Source organism: Pseudomonas sp. FBCC-B1667 (assembly GCF_059133255.1).
The window spans coordinates 4,840,836-4,860,271 of record NZ_CP101437.1 but is presented as its reverse complement, the minus strand read 5'-3'; the positions used below and the strand labels follow the sequence as shown (position 1 = coordinate 4,860,271).

The 19,436-nt window shown below is 60.7% G+C and carries 20 protein-coding genes; 14 read left to right on the top strand and 6 right to left on the bottom strand.

The window, feature by feature from the left end; genetic code table 11:
- Positions 1-196: 196 nt before the first annotated feature.
- The 8 genes from NL116_RS22325 to NL116_RS22290 all read left to right on the top strand — a co-directional run bounded on the left by NL116_RS22325 (position 197) and on the right by NL116_RS22290 (position 9,151).
- Positions 197-1,015, top strand: coding sequence for an SDR family oxidoreductase (locus NL116_RS22325; protein ID WP_494374066.1), 819 nt, complete (start codon positions 197-199; stop codon positions 1,013-1,015).
- A 122-nt stretch (positions 1,016-1,137) separates the two neighbouring features.
- Positions 1,138-2,142: a substrate-binding domain-containing protein gene (locus NL116_RS22320; protein ID WP_494374065.1), complete on the top strand. Its 1,005-nt coding sequence runs from the start codon at positions 1,138-1,140 to the stop codon at positions 2,140-2,142.
- Positions 2,143-2,205: 63 nt separating this feature from the next.
- Positions 2,206-3,750: an L-arabinose ABC transporter ATP-binding protein AraG gene (gene araG, locus NL116_RS22315; RefSeq protein ID WP_494374064.1), complete on the top strand. Its 1,545-nt coding sequence runs from the start codon at positions 2,206-2,208 to the stop codon at positions 3,748-3,750.
- Positions 3,751-3,762: 12 nt separating this feature from the next.
- On the top strand, positions 3,763-4,731 hold the full coding sequence (gene araH, locus NL116_RS22310) for an L-arabinose ABC transporter permease AraH (protein ID WP_494374063.1): 969 nt from the start codon (positions 3,763-3,765) through the stop codon (positions 4,729-4,731).
- A 199-nt stretch (positions 4,732-4,930) separates the two neighbouring features.
- Positions 4,931-5,644: a GntR family transcriptional regulator gene (locus NL116_RS22305; protein ID WP_494374062.1), complete on the top strand. Its 714-nt coding sequence runs from the start codon at positions 4,931-4,933 to the stop codon at positions 5,642-5,644.
- Positions 5,641-6,639, top strand: a complete 999-nt coding sequence (locus NL116_RS22300; RefSeq protein WP_494374061.1) for an ADP-ribosylglycohydrolase family protein — start codon at positions 5,641-5,643, stop codon at positions 6,637-6,639. Before NL116_RS22305 ends, NL116_RS22300 begins: the two co-directional genes overlap by 4 nt.
- Positions 6,640-6,762: 123 nt before the next feature.
- Positions 6,763-8,229 (top strand): purine-cytosine permease family protein, encoded by a 1,467-nt coding sequence (locus NL116_RS22295; protein WP_494374060.1) that lies wholly within the window; start codon positions 6,763-6,765, stop codon positions 8,227-8,229.
- Positions 8,222-9,151, top strand: coding sequence for a PfkB family carbohydrate kinase (locus NL116_RS22290; protein WP_494374059.1), 930 nt, complete (start codon positions 8,222-8,224; stop codon positions 9,149-9,151). The genes NL116_RS22295 and NL116_RS22290 overlap by 8 nt, the downstream gene beginning before the upstream one ends.
- A 122-nt stretch (positions 9,152-9,273) precedes the next feature.
- Here the strand turns inward: NL116_RS22290 and NL116_RS22285 are convergent, their stop codons facing one another.
- From NL116_RS22285 to NL116_RS22265, 5 genes are all read right to left on the bottom strand, one after another.
- The gene (locus tag NL116_RS22285) at positions 9,274-9,654 is read right to left on the bottom strand and encodes a Rho termination factor N-terminal domain-containing protein (RefSeq protein ID WP_494374058.1); all 381 of its coding nucleotides are present in this window, start codon (positions 9,652-9,654) and stop codon (positions 9,274-9,276) included.
- A 25-nt stretch (positions 9,655-9,679) separates the two neighbouring features.
- Positions 9,680-9,934 (bottom strand): hypothetical protein, encoded by a 255-nt coding sequence (locus NL116_RS22280; RefSeq protein ID WP_494374057.1) that lies wholly within the window; start codon positions 9,932-9,934, stop codon positions 9,680-9,682.
- Positions 9,935-9,978: 44 nt separating this feature from the next.
- Entirely contained in the window at positions 9,979-10,317 is a 339-nt protein-coding gene (locus NL116_RS22275) for a hypothetical protein (RefSeq protein ID WP_494374056.1), read from the bottom strand.
- A gap of 83 nt (positions 10,318-10,400) precedes the next feature.
- Positions 10,401-11,606, bottom strand: coding sequence for an MFS transporter (locus NL116_RS22270; RefSeq protein WP_494374055.1), 1,206 nt, complete (start codon positions 11,604-11,606; stop codon positions 10,401-10,403).
- Positions 11,607-11,718: 112 nt separating this feature from the next.
- A complete protein-coding gene (locus tag NL116_RS22265) occupies positions 11,719-12,369 on the bottom strand; it encodes an HD domain-containing protein (RefSeq protein WP_494374054.1) in 651 nt (216 codons plus the stop codon).
- A 130-nt stretch (positions 12,370-12,499) separates the two neighbouring features.
- On the opposite strand from NL116_RS22265, the gene NL116_RS22260 reads away from it, so the two are divergent.
- The 6 genes from NL116_RS22260 to NL116_RS22235 all read left to right on the top strand — a co-directional run bounded on the left by NL116_RS22260 (position 12,500) and on the right by NL116_RS22235 (position 18,328).
- Positions 12,500-12,982, top strand: a complete 483-nt coding sequence (locus NL116_RS22260) for a GNAT family N-acetyltransferase (protein WP_494374053.1) — start codon at positions 12,500-12,502, stop codon at positions 12,980-12,982.
- Positions 12,983-13,137: 155 nt separating this feature from the next.
- Positions 13,138-14,130, top strand: coding sequence for a 2-dehydro-3-deoxygalactonokinase (locus NL116_RS22255; protein WP_494374052.1), 993 nt, complete (start codon positions 13,138-13,140; stop codon positions 14,128-14,130).
- Between the two features lie 19 nt (positions 14,131-14,149).
- Positions 14,150-14,770, top strand: a complete 621-nt coding sequence (locus NL116_RS22250) for a 2-dehydro-3-deoxy-6-phosphogalactonate aldolase (RefSeq protein WP_494374051.1) — start codon at positions 14,150-14,152, stop codon at positions 14,768-14,770.
- Between the two features lie 47 nt (positions 14,771-14,817).
- Entirely contained in the window at positions 14,818-15,966 is a 1,149-nt protein-coding gene (gene dgoD / locus NL116_RS22245; protein WP_007903915.1) for a galactonate dehydratase, read from the top strand.
- Between the two features lie 187 nt (positions 15,967-16,153).
- Complete coding sequence (locus tag NL116_RS22240) at positions 16,154-17,464, top strand: MFS transporter (RefSeq protein WP_494374050.1); 1,311 nt, start codon at positions 16,154-16,156, stop codon at positions 17,462-17,464.
- 60 nt (positions 17,465-17,524) lie between these two features.
- Positions 17,525-18,328, top strand: coding sequence for an IclR family transcriptional regulator (locus NL116_RS22235; protein WP_123432731.1), 804 nt, complete (start codon positions 17,525-17,527; stop codon positions 18,326-18,328).
- Here the strand turns inward: NL116_RS22235 and NL116_RS22230 are convergent.
- On the bottom strand, positions 18,325-19,377 hold the full coding sequence (locus NL116_RS22230; RefSeq protein ID WP_494374049.1) for an NAD(P)-dependent alcohol dehydrogenase: 1,053 nt from the start codon (positions 19,375-19,377) through the stop codon (positions 18,325-18,327). The two genes, NL116_RS22235 and NL116_RS22230, sit on opposite strands and share 4 nt — an antisense overlap.
- Positions 19,378-19,436 lie beyond the last annotated feature (59 nt).

Genomic DNA, 19,436 nt, shown 5'->3' with positions numbered 1-19,436 from the left:
ATCCCAAAATATGGGATGTAAAATTATATATTGAGATTATTTACCGAGCGGGTTTATAGTCGGCCATCAGTTACACGCACTCACACTTAAAAAAACAAAACAGGTGAAGTGATGCAGCGATTTTCCAGACAGTTTTTCAACCGGACATCGACAGATGCCCGGTTTTTGTCGCGCCCGCGAAAAGGAATCCTGATTCATGGCTGAGTCTCTTTCCTTGCCACCGGTGCCGGAGCCGCCCAAAGGCGAGCGCCTTAAAGACAAAGTTGTATTGCTGACCGGCGCCGCCCAAGGCATCGGTGAGGCCATCGTCGCGACGTTCGCGTCCCAGCAGGCCAGGCTGATCATCAGCGATATCCAGGCAGAAAAAGTCGAGAAAGTCGCGGCGCATTGGCGTGAACAAGGCGCGGATGCAGTGACGATCAAGGCTGACGTCTCGCAGCAGCAAGACCTGCACGCCATGGCCCGGCTGGCGCTCGACCTGCATGGCCGCATCGACGTCCTGGTCAACTGCGCCGGGGTCAACGTGTTCCGCGATCCGTTGGAAATGACTGAAGAAGACTGGCGTCGCTGCTTCGCCATCGACCTCGACGGCGCCTGGTACGGTTGCAAGGCGGTGCTGCCGCAAATGATCGAACAGGGCATCGGCAGCATCATCAACATTGCGTCGACCCACTCCAGCCACATCATTCCGGGCTGCTTCCCGTACCCGGTGGCCAAGCACGGTTTGCTCGGCCTGACCCGCGCGCTTGGCATCGAATACGCGTCGAAGGGCATTCGCGTCAACGCCATCGCGCCGGGCTACATCGAAACCCAATTGAACGTGGACTACTGGAACGGGTTTGCCGACCCGCATGCCGAACGTCAGCGCGCCTTCGACTTGCATCCGCCGCGTCGCATCGGCCAGCCGATGGAAGTGGCCATGACCGCCGTGTTCCTGGCCAGCGATGAAGCGCCGTTCATCAATGCCTCGTGCATTACCATCGATGGTGGGCGCTCGGTGATGTACCACGACTGAGTAAACCGCTTTCAGGCGCGGAACTCCGTCTGAATGCCAATCATCATACGATATGACTATTAGCTTCAACGTTTGCATCGGCTTTCAAATAACGCTCAAAAAAAATAACAAGGAGTCAGCTTATGAATCGTCGTCGTGGGATCCGTTCCCTGTGCTGTGCCGCTCTGGCGGTCACCGCAGTTAGCCTGAGCAGTACGCTGCTGGCAGCCGAGGAAGTGAAAATCGGTTTTCTGGTCAAGCAAGCGGAAGAGCCCTGGTTTCAGACCGAATGGGCCTTCGCTGAAAAGGCCGGTAAAGATAAAGGTTTTACTGTCATCAAGATCGCCGTGCCGGACGGCGAGAAAACCCTGTCTGCCATCGACAGTCTTGCGGCCAACGGCGCCAAGGGTTTTGTGATCTGCCCGCCGGACGTCGGCCTCGGCCCGGCCATCGTGGCCAAGGCCAAGGCCAACGGTTTGAAAGTGATGGCAGTCGATGACCGATTTGTCGATGCCAACGGCAAGTTCATGGAAGAGGTGCCTTACCTCGGCATGGCTGCGTTTGAAGTCGGCCAGAAACAGGGCGCGGCGATGGCCACCGAAGCGAAGAAACGCGGTTGGGACTGGAAAGACACCTACGCGGTGATCAATACGTTCAACGAACTCGACACCGGCAAGAAGCGCACAGACGGTTCGGTCAAAGCGCTGGAAGACGCTGGCTTCCCGAAAGATCACATTCTCTACGCGGCGCAGAAAACCCTGGACGTCCCGGGCAGCATGGACGCCACCAATTCTGCGTTGGTAAAACTGCCGAGTGGCGCGAAAAACCTGATCATCGGCGGCATGAACGACAACACAGTGCTGGGCGGCGTACGCGCTACCGAAACGGCCGGTTTTGTAGCAGCCAACGTGATCGGCATCGGCATTAATGGTACGGACGCTATCGGCGAACTGAAAAAGCCAAGCAGCGGTTTCTTTGGTTCGATGCTGCCAAGCCCGCACATCGAAGGCTACAACACTGCCAGCATGATGTTTGACTGGGTCACCACGGGCAAAGAACCACCGAAATACACCGCGATGGACGACGTGACGCTGATCACGCGTGAGAACTTCAAGCAGGAACTGGAAAAGATCGGCCTCTGGAACTGAGGTGCGGTTGATTTCAACGGCGGCCCTGGCGACGGGGCTGCCTGATCTGTGAAGAGGTGGTTTATGCACGCGCAAGTACAGACACATGAGCACAGCGTCGGCGGCAGTCTGCGCTTCAACGGGATCGGCAAGACCTTTCCCGGCGTCAAGGCGCTGGACGGCATCAGCTTCGTCGCGCACCCGGGGCAGGTTCACGCCTTGATGGGCGAGAACGGCGCTGGCAAATCGACCCTGCTGAAAATCCTCGGCGGCGCCTACACGCCGAGCAGCGGTGACCTGCAGATAGGCGAGCGGACGATGGCATTCAAATCCACCGCCGACAGCATCGCCAGCCGCGTCGCGGTGATCCACCAGGAATTGCACCTGGTGCCCGAAATGACCGTGGCGGAAAACCTGTTCCTCGGGCACCTGCCGGCCAGTTTCGGTCTGATCAATCGTGGCGCCTTGCGCCAACAGGCGTTGGCATGCCTCAAAGGCCTGGCCGATGAAATCGACCCGCAAGAAAAAGTCGGGCGCTTGTCCCTCGGGCAGCGGCAACTGGTGGAAATCGCCAAGGCGTTGTCCCGTGGCGCGCACGTCATTGCCTTCGACGAACCGACCAGCAGCCTGTCGGCGCGCGAGATCGATCGCTTGATGGCGATCATCGGACGCCTGCGCGACGAAGGCAAAGTGGTGCTCTACGTCTCCCATCGCATGGAAGAAGTGTTCCGCATCTGCAACGCGGTGACGGTGTTCAAGGACGGCCGCTACGTGCGCACTTTCGAGGACATGAGTGAGCTGACCCACGACCAATTGGTGACGTGCATGGTCGGTCGCGACATTCAGGACATCTACGATTACCGCGCCAGGCAACGTGGCGCGGTGGCGCTCAAGGTCGATGGCCTGCTCGGCCCTGGTTTGCGCGAGCCGGTGAGTTTCCAGGCGCACAAAGGCGAGATTCTCGGATTATTCGGTCTGGTTGGCGCCGGGCGCACCGAGCTGTTCCGCTTGCTCAGCGGGTTGGAGCGCAACACGGCTGGACGGCTCGAGTTGCGCGGCCATGAACTGAAACTGCGCTCACCACGCGATGCCATTGCCGCCGGGATTCTGCTGTGCCCCGAGGACCGCAAGAAGGAGGGCATCATCCCGCTCGCCAGTGTGGCCGAGAACATCAACATCAGCGCACGCGGCGCGCATTCGACCTTCGGCTGTCTGTTGCGTGGCCTGTGGGAAAAGGGCAATGCCGACAAACATATCAAGGCGCTGAAGGTGAAGACGCCCAGCGCCGAGCAGAAAATCATGTACCTGTCCGGCGGCAATCAGCAGAAGGCCATTCTCGGTCGCTGGCTGTCGATGCCGATGAAAGTGCTGTTGCTCGATGAGCCGACTCGTGGCATCGACATCGGCGCCAAGGCCGAGATCTACCAGATCATCCATAACCTGGCCGAAAGCGGCATCGCGGTGATCGTGGTGTCCAGCGACCTGATGGAAGTGATGGGTATTTCCGACCGCATCCTGGTGCTCTGCGAAGGCGCGATGCGCGGCGAGTTGTCTCGCGCCGAGGCCAATGAATCCAACCTGCTGCAACTGGCTTTGCCGCGCCAACGCGCTGACGGCGTGGCGAACTGAGAGGTGACTATGATGACAACCCAAAACAACGCGCTGCCTACCGAGCGCAAACCCCTGGACCTGCGGCGCTTTCTCGATGATTGGGTGATGCTGCTGGCGGCGGTCGGGATCTTCGTGCTCTGTACGTTGCTGATCGACAACTTCCTCTCGCCATTGAACATGCGCGGCCTCGGGTTGGCGATTTCGACGACGGGGATTGCGGCGTGCACCATGTTGTATTGCCTGGCGTCCGGGCACTTTGACTTGTCGGTGGGCTCGGTGATTGCCTGCGCCGGCGTGGTCGCGGCGGTGGTGATGCGTGACACTGACAGCGTCTTTCTCGGGGTGACGGCCGCGCTGGTGATGGGCCTGATTGTCGGGCTGATCAACGGGATTGTGATCGCCAAGTTGCGGGTCAACGCGTTGATCACCACGCTGGCGACCATGCAGATCGTTCGCGGTCTGGCTTACATCTTCGCCAATGGCAAAGCGGTCGGCGTGTCGCAAGAACAGTTCTTTGTTTTCGGCAACGGCCAATTGTTTGGCGTGCCAGTGCCGATCCTGATCACCATCGTCTGCTTCCTGTTTTTCGGCTGGTTGCTGAACTACACCACCTACGGGCGCAACACCATGGCCATCGGCGGCAATCAGGAAGCGGCGTTACTCGCCGGGGTCAACGTCGACCGGACCAAAATCCTCATCTTCGCCGTGCATGGCGTGATTGGGGCATTGGCCGGGGTGATCCTGGCGTCGCGCATGACCTCCGGGCAGCCGATGATTGGCCAGGGTTTCGAGCTGACGGTAATCTCGGCTTGCGTGTTGGGCGGCGTGTCGTTGAGCGGCGGGATCGGCATGATCCGGCACGTGATTGCCGGGGTGTTGATTCTGGCGATTATTGAAAATGCGATGAACCTGAAGAACATCGACACGTTTTACCAGTATGTGATTCGTGGTTCGATCTTGTTGCTGGCGGTGGTGATTGACCGCTTGAAACAGCGCTGACTGAACCGACGTCATCGCGAGCAAGCTCGCTCCCACAGTGGATCTGCAGTGAACAAAGCTCTTGTACACGACAGAAACCATTGTGGGAGCGAGCTTGCTCGCGATTGACCGCGAAGCGGTCTCTTTCTCTGCCATCCTTCCGTCACTTCCCCTAAATATCCCTTGCCCGCACCGACCCGTTTCGGTTATCACTTTGTACATGATTAGACAGGTACGATTTGACAAGAAACAACGGGTGGTCGACGAACTCATCCGGCGCATTGAAAGCGGTCTCATGGAGGATGGCTTTCTGCTTCCGGGCGAGCATCAGTTGGCTCAAGAATTCAAGGTCAGCCGAGGAACGCTGCGTGAAGCACTCGCCGAGTTGAAACGGCGCCACTACATTGCGACGCAAAGCGGTGTCGGTTCCATCGTCACCTTCGACGGTGTGGTGCTCGATCAGCGCAGCGGCTGGGCCCAGGCGCTGGCCGACAGCGGAGCGCTGGTCAACACCGAAGTGCTGCGGCTGGAAGCGGTGACGCGTGCGGACCTGATGCCGCGTTTCGGCACCGACCAATTCATCACCCTCGACCGGCGTCGGCGCTCCAACGACGGCACGCTGGTCTCCCTCGAACGCTCATTAATGCCCGCGACCGGTGGTCTGGAAAGCCTGCCACGCGTTGGCCTGATCGACAACTCTCTGACCATCACCCTGGCCGCCTACGGCTACATCGGTGAGCGCGGCGACCAATGGATCGGTGCCGAACCGCTGAATGCCGAGGACGCCGAATTGCTTGGTCGTCCGGTGGGCACCGTTTTCCTCAAGGCGCTGCGGACCACCTACGACCGGCAAAACCGCTTCATGGAGCAAGTTGAAAGCTTGCTCGACCCTGTACATTTTCGTTTGCACCTGCAATTTGGAACCCCGAAATGACCGCGCTCAACCGTGCCTTGGGCGCGTTCTACGGACTGGCCCTGGGCGATGCGTTGGGCATGCCGACCCAATCCCTGAGCCGCGCTGAAATCAAGGCGCGCTTTGGTGAAATCACTGACTTGGAAGACGCCGGCCCCGATCAACCGATCGCCGCCAACATGCCCAAGGGTTCGATCACCGACGACACCGAGCAGGCGATTCTGGTCGGTCAATTGCTGATTGAAGGCGAGGGTCGGATCGAACCGTCGGTGCTCGCGCAACGGTTGATCGAATGGGAAGCCGAAATGCAGGCCAAGGGCTCGCAGGACTTGCTCGGGCCGTCGACCAAACGGGCGATCGAGATGATCCTCGCCGGGCATTCGCCGGAAGAGGCGGGGCGTTACGGCACCACCAATGGCGCGGCGATGCGCATTACGCCGGTTGGCATCGCGGTCAATGTCGCCGACCCTGGGCGATTCATCAAAGCGGTGGTGCAAGCCTGTCAGGTCACCCATAACACCACATTGGGCATCTCCAGCGCGGCGGCGGTGGCGGCGGTGATTTCCGCCGGGATCAACGGCATGGATTTGGGCGAAGCGTTGAACCTCGGCCAGCACATCGCGCAGCAAGCCGAAGGTCATGGTCACTGGGTGGCGGGCGGACGGATTGCCTCGCGCATCAGCTGGGCACGCAGCATCAGTGTCGACAGTGACAAGGCGTTGCTGGCGGATGTGATGTACGACGTGATCGGCACCTCGGTGGCCTCGCAGGAATCGGTGGTGGTTTCGTTTGCCCTGGCGCAGCAAGTGGCCATCGGCGAAATGAGTGCCTTTGAAGCGGTGTGCATGGCTGCGGGATTGGGCGGTGATACCGATACAATCGCGGCGATTCTCGGCGCGATGCTGGGGGCCTGCCTGGGCGTTGAGAGTTGGCCGGTCGCGATGATCGACAAGGTCAAGGCGGTTAACTCCTTGGAATTGGAGCCGTTGGTGCAAGGGCTCCTCGCCCTGCGCTGACCTTAGGGCGAATGGCGTCATTTGTGGCGAGGGAGCAAGCTCCCTCGCCACAAGGACAGCCGGGATGTTGTGTCGACTTCCGCAATTGCCTACAACCACAAAAATGGCAATAGGAGTATTTTCATGAGTTCATCAACCGCCGGCCAAAGTGCCGGGCAACTGGAAACGCGTGGCATCGAGCCGGTGCCGGAAGCGGAGTGCAACGGGCATCCGTTGCAACTGTTCTGGGTCTGGTTCGCCGCCAACATTTCCATCCTCGGCCTGCCGCTGGGCGCCACGCTGGTGGCGTTTGGTGGCCTGGCGATCTGGCAGGCAATCATCGTTGCGATCCTCGGCGCCGCCGGTTCCTTCGCGGTGGTCGGGATCATCTCCATCGCCGGCCGTCGTGGCCGCGCGCCGAGCCTGACGCTGTCGCGAGCAATCTTCGGCGTACGCGGCAATATCGGTCCGACCCTGGTTTCGCTGATGTCGCGTCTGGGCTGGGAAACAGTGAACACCACCACCGCCGCGTTCGTGTTGCTGTCGCTGTGCTCGATCTTGTTCGGTTCGCCGGTAGAAGCCAAAAGCGCACCGGTCCTGACGTTGCTGTTTATCGCGATTTTCGTACTGCTGACGTTGTCGGTGTCCGGCCTCGGTCACGCCACGTTGCTGGTGATTCAGAAGTGGGCGACCTATGTGTTCGGCGCGCTGAACATTGTGGTCGGCGGTTTCCTCTGCGCCACCATCGACTGGAGCGCGGTGTTCAACGCCACGCCTGCACCGCTGAGCGCCATGATCATCGGCGTCGGCACCATGGCCGCCGGCACCGGGATCGGTTGGGCCAATGCTGGCGCCGACATGTCGCGCTATCAGCATCGCAGCGTCAAAGCCGTGCGCCTCGTAGCCTCCGCTGCTTTTGGTGCGGGGATTCCGCTGGTACTGCTGATCACCCTCGGCGGCCTGTTGTCGGTGGGGAACAACGACCTGGCGTCTGCCACTGACCCAATCATCGCGATCCGCGACATGCTGCCGACCTGGATGGCCGTACCGTACCTGATCACCGCATTCGGCGGCTTGCTGCTGTCGAATAACCTGTCGGTGTATTCGGCCGGCCTGACCACGTTGACCCTCGGCTTGAAGGTCAAGCGCGTGTACGCAGTGGTAGTGGACATCGTCGCGATCTTCGTCGGTTCGATCTACTTCATGCTGATCGCCGACAGCTTCTACGGTCCGTTCATCACCTTCATTTCCTTGCTGGCGGTACCGATTACCGCGTGGGTCGGGATCTTCGTCGTCGACCTGATGCACCGTCACTACTACAGCCCCAAAGACTTGCTGGACGTCAGCCCGAGCAGCGCTTACTGGTACAGCGGCGGTATCGAATGGCGTGCCTTCGGTGCGTGGGCGGTGGCGATTGTGTTGGGCTTCAGTTTCACCACCCTCGGCACCACCGAACAAACGGTGTGGTTCCGGGGTTTTCTGTCCGATTCGTGGCTGGGCCACAACGGCCTGGGCTGGATCGTCACGTTCCTGGTCGCCGGCGGGATTTACTTCGTCCTCGGCGGCGCCAAGGATCGCCGCGCCGCCATGACTGAGAATGCTCATGCCTAATTTGCTGCACACCGGCCAAGTCATCATCGACCTGGTCATGGCCGTGGATACATTGCCTCAAACCGGCGGCGACGTGCTGGCGAAGTCCGCCAGTTTCGAAGTCGGCGGCGGCTTCAATGTGATGGCTGCGGCCCAGCGTAATGGCTTGCCCGTGGTCTATCTGGGGCGCCATGGCTCCGGGCGTTTCGGTGATCTGGCGCGGGAGGCGATGCAGGCGGAAGGCATCCGGATCGGCATCGCCCAACCCGCAGAACGGGACACGGGGTTATGCGTGGCCGTGACGGATGCCTCGGCCGAGCGCAGCTTCATTTCGTACATCGGCGCCGAGGGTGAACTGACCGCAGAGGATCTGGCCTGCGTGTCGGCCGAGGCGGGTGACGTTGTCTACGTGAGCGGCTACAGCCTGCTGCAGGTCGGCAAGGCGCAGGCACTGGTGGATTGGGTGCTGGAGTTGCCGAAAGGCATTAACGTGGTGTTCGATCCGGGCCCGCTGGTGGAGTCGCCGGATGAGCCCGTGATGCAAGCCTTGCTGGCGCGCATTGATATCTGGACCAGCAACAGTGTCGAGGTATTGCGGTTTACCGGCGCATCAGACATTGCCGAGGCGCTGGATCGCTTGATCGATTACCTGCCCGCCGGGGTGTTGATGGTGGTGCGCGATGGGCCGCAAGGGTGCTGGATCAGCCAGCATGGCGAACGTCAGCGTGTGCCGGGTTTTAAGGTGACGGCGGTGGACAGCAATGGGGCGGGCGATGCGCATGCCGGGGTGTTTGTGGCCGGGTTGGCGCACGGGTTGTCGGCGGTTGAGGCGGCGCGGCGAGCGAATGCCGCGGCGGCGTTGGCGGTCACTCGGTGGGGGCCTGCGACGTCGCCGGGGAGTGCAGAGGTCGATGCTTTAATCCGTAAACATTTCTGCGCCTGATCTACTGCCTTCGCGAGCAAGCCCGCCCCCGCATTCAACCGAGTCAGTTCAGGCAACTCGTTCAAATGCGGGGGCGGGCTTGCGCGCGAAAAGGCCAGTCGATTCAACAACAATCCCGACCCTTAACCCGCCTTGCGCAACGCTTCAATCAACTCCTGCTTGCGCATCCCGGAGCGCCCGGGAATATTCTTCGCTCGAGCCTCTTTCATCAGGCTATCAACCGTCTGCGTATCCCGCGAAGCCTTGCTGTTACGCGAATGGCCTTCACGGGTCGCCACCGCCCGCCGCGATGATTCCTTGCGATCCTCGGACTTGGCACTGGCCGGTTTCTTGCGCCCGGTACCTCCGGCGCGTTCACCGCCACCCGACTGTTTGTTCACGGTCGCCCAGGCGCGGGCCTCTGCTTCATCCTTCGACACGCCTTTGTGCTCGTAGCTGTCTTCGATGTGTTCGGCCTTGCGCTTTTGCTCGGCAGTGTATTTGTCTTTGCTTCCACGAGGCATGGGATTTCTCCTGGCTTCAGAGTGTTCAGATTTCCAGTTTGCGTGCCGCTTCAACCCCGGCGCAGCTGAGCTTGATCGGCAGGTTCAGCGAGTGCTCACCCGCTTCGTTGCACGTCACGTGGCCATGTTGAATCAACCCGCGGTCCTGCAGGGCAGCGAGGGTGCTGGCCACGACTTTCTCCCCGCGATAATTGTCCAGGACCTCCTTGCCCAAACCACTTGGGTGGGCGTGCAACAGGCGGGTCAGAACTTCTTTTTCCAGGTTGTTATCGTCGTTCATGCTTACCTCTTGATGGTGGTGGAGAGGTCGCTCGCGTCGGCGAGCTATTGATTGGCACCGCCCTCGGAACCCGAACCACCGGTGGTGGTTTTCGAGCCGATGCCGCTGCCGGCGTTGTCGGGTGTGCGGGTGTCCGGCTGATTCAGTCCGCCTTGACGGCCGGCGTCGATGCCCTGAGTCCGTGGGTCAGTGCCCGTGGAGGGCGGCAGGCTGTTATCGATGCTGGAGCCGTCGGTGTTCATGCCGGGTGCACTTTGGATGGCGGGCGCTTTCGGGCCCTCGACCGGGTTGGTCGGGCCGGTTCCTTCAGCGAGTGTCGCGGCGAATGCGGCGGACGACAGCAGTGTGGTGAGGGCAAGGGCGGTCAACCTGGACATGAGCATGGCATCGTCTCCGTTTGATAGAGTCCTTACCTGTTGTTGGTCCGCCTGCGATTTGCTTTGGTGCCTGATGAACGACGAACGGTCTAAGCCGGCTGCACGGTTTTAGCCGGCGTCACCCGCCGCCAGATCAAACGGCCCAGGGTGATCAGCCAGTTCAGGACAGCCACGGCCAACACGATCAGCAGCAGCGTCGGCATCCCGTGTTCAACGATGATTTTCCCCGCCAGCAAGGGAAATCCGAACACGCCGATGAAGTAGGAGAGGCTGAACAACAGCAAGGCTTGCGAAGTCGTGCCGTGCGGTGCTTCGTTGGCCGCCAGGCCATTGATCACTGAATAAGTCAGGCCGTATCCGACGCCAAGGATCATGGCCGCCAGTACATAGCTGAATCCGCTGTCGACCACGAAGCCAAACAGCACGATCGAACCCATCATCAGCCCCGACAACAGGCAGGAGGCGCGCAGCGGATCGCGCTTGACCACGATGCCGGCGATCAGCATGCGGCTGCCGATCGCCGCGCCCATAAAGCCGAAAAAGAACAGCGAGTAATCCAGCGAACGGGATGCGGCGTAACTGGTCTGGAAGCTCGACAGACCGCCGAACACGCAACCGCCGAGACCGACCATGATGATCGGGAACACGGCCCGGGACGACAGCACTTGAGCCGTTGCGCGCCAGGAAATCCGTGCGGCCGAGGTGGCAGGCGCGGGCGTTTTCTTGAGTGGTGTATCCAGTCGCCAGAACAGCAAAACGCCAATCAGACTGGCCAGCGCGGCGAGGTAAAACGCTGCAGTCACCGGATAGCCGAGAGCACTGGCGGCACGGCCCAGCAAGGGACCGCTGCCGATTCCAGTCATCATGCTGCCCGACAGCAACGCAAAGTATTTGGCGCGCTGGGCCGGCGTCACCAGGCTGGCCACGATGATCGGCCCGAGGGTGTAGAAAACGCCCCAACCCAGCCCCAGCAACAGTCCGAAAAATAGCAGCAGGTTGCCGAAGCCCGGGGTCAGGGCGAAGCCGAGACTGGCCGCCACCAGCAACCCGCCGAACAAAGCAATCGACCGCGCAGCACCGAGCAAGTCGGACAAATGCCCGGAGACGATCACCGCCGCGAAGGTGCTGAGCATGGCTGCGGAAATCACACTGCCGGCATCGTGTTCATTGCCGCCGCGTGAGCCGATCAGCAACGACAGTAAAAAGGTCGAGCCATAGGACAGCGACAGCAAATAGCTGGCGAGGCAAAACAGACCGAACAACCGGCTGGAGACTGGCTGTGTTGCGCTGGACATGACGCGGTTCCTTGACCCGATAGACGTGAGCGTTATCTATCTATCACGAAGGCCGCCGAGGTTAGGTCTTTGGTTACCGATTTCAGGATCAGTGCTGACCGGAGTATCGCCTTCAGCAGCCGATCTCTTCCTTGAACTGCTCCATGAAACCCTTCAGACGCTCATGCCTGATCTGTGCCAGGCATCGACCGGTGGGGGTCTGGAAGCCGTTTGCCAAGTGCAGCAGCTTCGTCTGGAAATGGTCGAGGCAAAAGCGTGTGTCGTCGTAGTCACGGTGCTGTGCTTGCGGGTCCTGCGGGTCGTACAACGCGCTGCCCATGCGCCCGGCAACGTAGAACGTGCGCGCGACACCGAGCAGGCCGAGGGAATCGAGGCGGTCGGCGTCCTGCATGATCTGCGCTTCGAGCGATGTCGCGGGAATGTTGGCGCAGAAGCTGTGAGCTTCTATGGCGTGGGCCACTGCGCTGATGTTGGCGCGTGACCAATTCAGCTCGGCCAACACCCTGGAGGCCTTCTCGGCGGCCAGTCGCGAGGCGTGCGAACGCAGCGGCGAGTTCTTCTCCACGGCCACGCAATCATGCAAAAGCACCGCCGCGAGCAACACCTCAAGATCGCCACTCTCCTGCGCCTGAATCGTGCGCGCGTTGTGCCAGACCCGCTGCAAGTGCGACAGGTCATGGGCGCCGTCCTCTGAAGGCCCCAGCGCATAGGGCAGCAATTCAGCAGCGAGGGTTTGCAGAGGCGCGAAAGCATCAGTGGTCATAAACATCCTGTTAAGTGAAAAAGTTTTCGGCCGCAACACGGGTTCGTCCATCAAGATCAATTTCCCATGTGACGGACGCAGCGTGGCAACTTAGTATGGCGTTTTCAACCTTTGACGAAGGCACGTCCCCATGACGATCGAGATCCGCCCGGCGACTCCCAGCGATGCACCGCAAATCCTCGGGTTCATCACTGAACTGGCTGACTACGAACGTGCCCGCCATGAAGTCATCGCCAGCGTCGCTGACATCGAGCGCAGCCTGTTCAGCGAAGGCGCCACCGCCCACGGCCTGATCTGCCTGCGCGACGGCCTGGCGATCGGCTTCGCCGTATTCTTCTTCAGCTATTCCACGTGGCTCGGTAGCAATTGCCTGTACCTCGAAGACCTCTACATCACCCCCGAACAACGTGGCGGCGGGGCGGGCAAAACCTTGCTGCGCCACTTGGCGAAAATCGCCTGTGCCAATGATTGCGGACGGTTTGAGTGGAGCGTGCTGGATTGGAACAAACCGGCGATCGAGTTCTATAAATCGTTGGGTGCGCAGCCGCAGGAAGAGTGGGTTCGGTATCGAATGGACGGGGCGGTGTTGCGCGAGTTTGCCGAGGGCCATTAATCGTCAGGATCGTCGGTTAAAAGATCGCAGCCCCGAGCTGCGATTTTTTTGATTTCATCCCAATATATGGGAGTGATATTTATATATTGAGATTTGTCGGCGTCCGGGTTTATAGTCCTGCTCACTCACTGCCAATAAACAAAACAGGTGAAGCGATGCTGGCGCAATTGATCGCGCTCGATTGGGGGACAACCTCATTACGTGCTTACAAACTCGCCGCAGGTGGCCAGGTGCTCGAACAGCGTTCGCTGTCGTCGGGGATCATGCAGCTGCCGCGTACGCCGCGAATCATTAACGGTCAGGAATGCGCCGACGGTTTTGAACTGGCCTTCGATGAGGCGTGCGGTGACTGGCTCGACGCGCAGCCGGATTTGCCGGTGATTGCCTGCGGCATGGTCGGCAGCGCTCAGGGCTGGCGCGAAGCGGCTTACCGCGATACGCCGGCGAATGTCGCCAACCTCGGAACTTCCCTGCAAACAGTACGCAGCCTTCGCGGCGTCGATGTGCACATCGTGCCGGGTGTGATTCAGCGGTCGCGTTTGCCAAATGTCATGCGCGGCGAAGAAACCCAGGTCTTGGGTGTTCTGCAAACCCTGACGAGCGAGGCGGGCAGCGATTTGTTGATCGGCCTGCCCGGCAGTCATTCGAAATGGGTGGAAGTGGCCGATGGCTGCATCGTGCATTTCGATACCTTCATGACCGGTGAAATCTTCGCCGTACTCAGCGAACACAGCATTCTGGGGCGTACCCAGCAGCAGGGCGCGTCCTTCGATGGCCAGGCCTTTGATCGCGGCGTGCAAGTGGCGTTGTCGGCGGACGGCGAGATCGGTCCGCTGTCGACGGTGTTCAGCGCCCGCAGCCTGGGGCTGACCGGTGAACTGAGCGCCACGGCCCAGGCGGATTACTTGTCGGGGTTGTTGATCGGTCATGAGCTGTCAGCGTTGGCAACGGCCCAGCGGCGTCGGCGCAATAGCGTGCACCTGCCTTCGATCATCCTCATCGGTAATGCCCAACTCTGTGCCCGTTACAGCCGGGCCCTCGACGCCTGCGGTTTTGCCCGCGTGACGCTGGCCGAACAAGCCACCGAACGCGGGTTGTGGCAGTTGGCGCTCGCCGCCGGACTGATCATTTCCAATCCATCCCGTTAAACCTGACTGGAGGTCTGACATGCTCAAACACGCCTTGGCGCAAAACGGTCTGATCGCGATTCTGCGTGGCCTGCGTCCGGAAGAAGCGGCGGCCATCGGCGAAGTCCTGTACGCCGCCGGATTTCGCGTCATCGAAGTGCCGCTCAATTCCCCTGAGCCGTACGAAAGTATCCGCATCCTGCGCACTACCTTGCCCGCCGATTGCCTGATCGGTGCGGGAACGGTGCTGACGCCGGAGCAGGTCGAGCAGGTGAAAGCCGCTGGCGGCCAGGTGATCGTCATGCCGCACAGCGATCCGATAGTGCTGCGCGCAGCGAAAGCGGCGGGGTTGTACCTGTCGCCGGGTGTGGCGACACCGACCGAAGCGTTCGCCGCACTGGCCGAAGGCGCGGATGTGCTGAAGATGTTCCCCGCCGAGCAAATGGGGCCGGCGGTCGTCAAAGCCTGGCTCGCAGTATTGCCGGCCGGGACCCTTCTGGCGCCGGTCGGTGGCATCACGCCGGACAACATGCAGGTGTTTATCGACGCAGGCGTCAAAGGTTTCGGTCTCGGCTCCGGATTGTTCAAGCCGGGGATGACGCCAGAGGACGTGGCCGTCAATGCCAAGGCCTACGTGGCTGCCTGGAAAGCCCTTCGCTAAGACTGTTTGGCGCCGTGAGCGCTGCCTCTAATAAGAGAGACAAGACAATGAAAATCACCAAACTGACCACCTTCATCGTTCCGCCGCGCTGGTGCTTCCTCAAGGTCGAAACCGACGAGGGCGTGACCGGTTGGGGCGAACCTGTGGTTGAAGGTCGCGCCCACACCGTTGCGGCTGCCGTTGAAGAATTATCCGACTACCTGATCGGCAAAGACCCACGCAACATCGAAGACATCTGGACGGTGCTGTATCGCGGTGGCTTCTACCGGGGCGGCGCGATCCACATGAGCGCGCTGGCCGGTATCGATCAGGCGTTGTGGGACATCAAGGGCAAGGCCCTGGGTGTGTCGGTCAGCGATTTGCTCGGTGGCCAGGTACGGGACAAAATTCGTGTGTATTCCTGGATCGGCGGCGACCGGCCGGCAGACACCGCTCGTGCGGCGAAAGAAGCCGTCTCCCGTGGTTTCACTGCGGTGAAAATGAACGGCACCGAAGAGCTGCAATTCCTCGATTCCTTCGAGAAAGTCGACCTCGCCCTGGCCAATGTCGCGGCCGTGCGTGATGCGGTCGGGCCGAACGTCGGCATCGGCGTCGACTTCCATGGCCGGGTGCACAAGCCGATGGCCAAGGTGCTGATGAAGGAACTTGATCCGTACAAACTGATGTTCATCGAAGAGCCGGTGCTCAGCGAAAACTATGAAGCGCTGAAGGAACTGGCGCCGCTGACCAGTACCCCGATTGCACTCGGTGAGCGGCTGTTCTCGCGCTGGGATTTCAAGCGTGTGCTGAGTGAAGGTTACGTCGACATCATCCAGCCCGATGCATCGCACGCCGGCGGCATCACCGAGACCCGCAAGATCGCCAACATGGCCGAGGCCTATGACGTGGCGCTGGCGCTGCATTGCCCGTTGGGGCCGATTGCCCTCGCGGCATGTTTGCAGCTGGATGCGGTTTGCTACAACGCGTTCATCCAGGAACAGAGCCTGGGCATCCACTACAACGAGAGCAATGACCTGCTCGATTACGTGAAAGATCCGCGGGTGTTCGATTACGACAAGGGCTTCGTGAAGATCCCGAATGGGCCGGGGCTGGGGATCGAGATCAACGAGGAGTATGTGATTGAACGCGCGGCGGTCGGCCACCGCTGGCGCAACCCGATCTGGCGCCATGCCGATGGCAGTTTTGCTGAGTGGTGAGTGCTATCCGACTCAACACATAACCCCTGTGGGAGCGAGCTTGCTCGCGATAGCGGTGTGTCAGTCACATCAATGCCGGATGTACTGCCGCCATCGCGAGCAAGCTCGCTCCCACAGTTTGATCTCAATGGTTAGCGAGATCTGCGTTTCACACCGACCTCAATAAACATAAAAAGAGGCACTCCTCATGCAACCGCAAACCCTCACTGGGCAAGCGTCGTTGGTGACGCCCAGTCGCAAGCGATTTTTCATCATGGTCCTGTTGTTCATCACCGTGGTGATCAACTACCTGGACCGCAGCAACCTCTCTATCGCCGCCCCGGCACTCACCAGCGAACTGGGTATCGATCCGATCCACGTCGGGCTGATCTTCTCGGCCTTCGGCTGGACCTACGCCGCGATGCAGATCCCCGGCGGCTGGCTGGTGGACCGAGTGCCGCCGCGCATCCTCTACAGCGTCGCCTTGCTGCTGTGGTCGATCGCCACGGTCATGCTCGGTTTCGCCGCCAGCTTCATCGCGCTGTTCGTCTTGCGCATGGCGGTCGGCGCCCTCGAAGCACCGGCATATCCGATCAACAGTCGCGTGGTCACCACCTGGTTCCCCGAGCGCGAACGCGCCACGGCCATCGGTTTCTACACCTCCGGGCAGTTTGTCGGCCTGGCCTTCCTGACGCCGGTACTCGCTTGGCTGCAGCACGAGTTTGGCTGGCACATGGTGTTTGTCAGCACCGGTGCGGTGGGCATTCTGTGGGCGGTAATCTGGTACGCGGTGTATCGCGAGCCGCGTGATTTCAAAGGCGCCAACGACGCCGAAATCGACCTGATCCGCGAGGGCGGCGGGTTGGTGGATATCCAGGCCGAGCAAGCCAAGGTCAAAGCGAAATTCAGCTGGACCGACCTCGGGATTGTCCTGAGCAAACGCAAACTGTGGGGCATCTACCTCGGGCAGTTCTGCCTCAACTCGACGTTGTGGTTTTTCCTGACGTGGTTCCCGACCTACCTGGTGAAATATCGCGGCATGGACTTCATCAAGTCCGGCCTGCTGGCGTCGCTGCCGTTTCTTGCGGCGTTCGTCGGTGTGCTGTGTTCGGGGTTCTTCTCCGACTTCCTGATCCGTCGCGGTTACACGGTGGGTTTCGCTCGCAAGTTGCCGATCATTGGCGGCCTGCTGATTTCCACCTCGATCATCGGCGCCAACTTCGTCGAGTCAACGCCGCTGGTGATCGCGTTCCTCGCGCTGGCGTTCTTCGGCAACGGGCTGGCGTCGATCACCTGGTCGCTGGTTTCAACCTTGGCACCGGCGCGTTTGCTGGGACTGACCGGCGGGGTGTTCAACTTCATCGGCAACCTGTCGGCGATTACCACGCCGATTGTCATCGGTTTCCTGGCGACTGGTGATTCGTTTGCCCCGGCGATTACCTACATCTCGGTGCTGGCATTGATTGGCGCGCTTTCCTACCTCTTGCTGGTGGGCAAAGTCGAGCGTATCAAGTTGTAGTGGCAGGCATCGGGCGACCATAATGCCGCCCGTTCACTCGCTCAACGGTAAAGGCTGGATATGCAGGAAGACGCCCCAAAAATCGCCAAGGACGCCGCCCCGACCGGCACCCAGACCCTGCTTCGTGGTCTGGGTGTGGTTCAGGCCGTGGCCAGTGGTGCACGCGATCTCAAGGAAATCGCCCGGCTGATCGGCACGACGCGCAGCACCACCCATCGTCTGGCCAGTTGCCTGGTGGACGAGCGTTACCTGCGTGTGGTGCCGCAAGTCGGTTATCTGTTGGGGCCGAAGCTGATCGAGCTAGGTTTCCAGGCGCGCGAAGAGCTGCCGCTGGTGACCTTGGCCGGGCCGTATCTGGATGAGTTGTCGGCGCTGACTGGCGACACCATTCACTTGGCGATCCGTGAAGGCGACGAGGTGCTGTACCTCCACAAGAACCCGGGGCGAAATGGCCCCGAAATGCGTTCGCGGGTCGGCCATCGCATGCCGTTGGCGCGCACCGGGATCGGCAAGGCCTTGATGCTCGATGACTCGCAGGAAGAGTGGCAACGGCTGTACGAAGTCAGCTTGCCGGCGGGTGGGAAGAATCTGTTTTGGCCGCAGCACCCGGAGCAATCCTGGGAGCAGTTTCAGCAGCGTATGGTCGAGTATGTGGCCGGCGGTTACGCCTTTGATCTGGAAGACAACGAACCGTCGATCCGTTGTGTGGCAGCGCCGATCCGTGATGCCAGCAAGCGCATCGTCGCCGGCATCAGCATCGCCAGCACCGTGCCTTATATGCCGCTGGAAAAAATGGCCGAGCTGATTCCCCTGATCAAAGGGGTCACAGCCCGGCTCTCGGCAGAGCTTGGCTTGAAGGTCTAGACCTTCAAGGTCGCCATGTCGATCACGAAGCGGTACTTCACATCGCCGGCGATCATGCGGGCGTAAGCCTCGTTGATCTGGCGGATGTCGAGCATTTCGATGTCGCAGGTGATGTTGTGCTCGGCGCAGAAATCCAGCACTTCCTGGGTTTCGGCAATCCCGCCGATCAGCGAGCCGGCGAGCACGCGACGTCCCAATACCAGTTTGGCGGCGTGGACCGGTGGGTCAATCGGTTCGATCAAGCCCACCAGAATGTGCACACCGTCGAAACGCAGGGTGTCGAGGTACGGATTGAGGTCGTGCTGCACCGGAATGGTGTCGAGCAGGAAGTCGAAGTAGCCGGCAGCGGCTTTCATCTGCTCGGCATCAGTCGATACGATTACGTGGTCCGCACCCTGACGACGACCTTCTTCAGCCTTGCTCGCCGAGCGGGTGAACAACGTCACTTCTGCGCCCATCGCTTTGGCGAACTTGATGCCCATGTGGCCGAGCCCGCCCATGCCGAGGATCCCGACCTTGTCACCGGCCTTGACCCCGTAATGCTTGAGCGGCGAATAGGTGGTGATGCCGGCACAGAGGATCGGTGCGGCGCTGGCCAGCGCGAGTTTTTCCGGGATGCGCACGACAAAGTGCTCGCTGACCACGATGCTGTCGGAGTAGCCGCCCATGGTGTTGCTGCCATCGACCCGGTCCGGGGTGGCGTAGGTCATGGTCGGGCCTTCGAGGCAATATTGCTCGAGGTTGGACTGGCAGGCTTCGCAACTGCGGCAGGAATCGACCATGCAGCCGACACCGACCAGATCGCCGATTTTATGTTTAGTAACGTTCGCACCGATGGCGGTGACTTTGCCGACGATCTCGTGGCCAGGCATCAGCGGGTAAACGGCAATGCCCCATTCGTTGCGGGCCTGGTGGATGTCGGAGTGGCAGACGCCGCAGTAGAGAATTTCGATCGCGACGTCGTCGGCCCGAGGGCTGCGGCGTTCGAATTTCACGGGGGCGAGGGGAGTGGTGGCCGACTGGGCGGCGTATCCGATGGCGGTGTACATGAGGAACCTCGCAAAAGCAGTGACAGGTGAGGCGGTGCATTCTGGGCGCCGCACCTTGC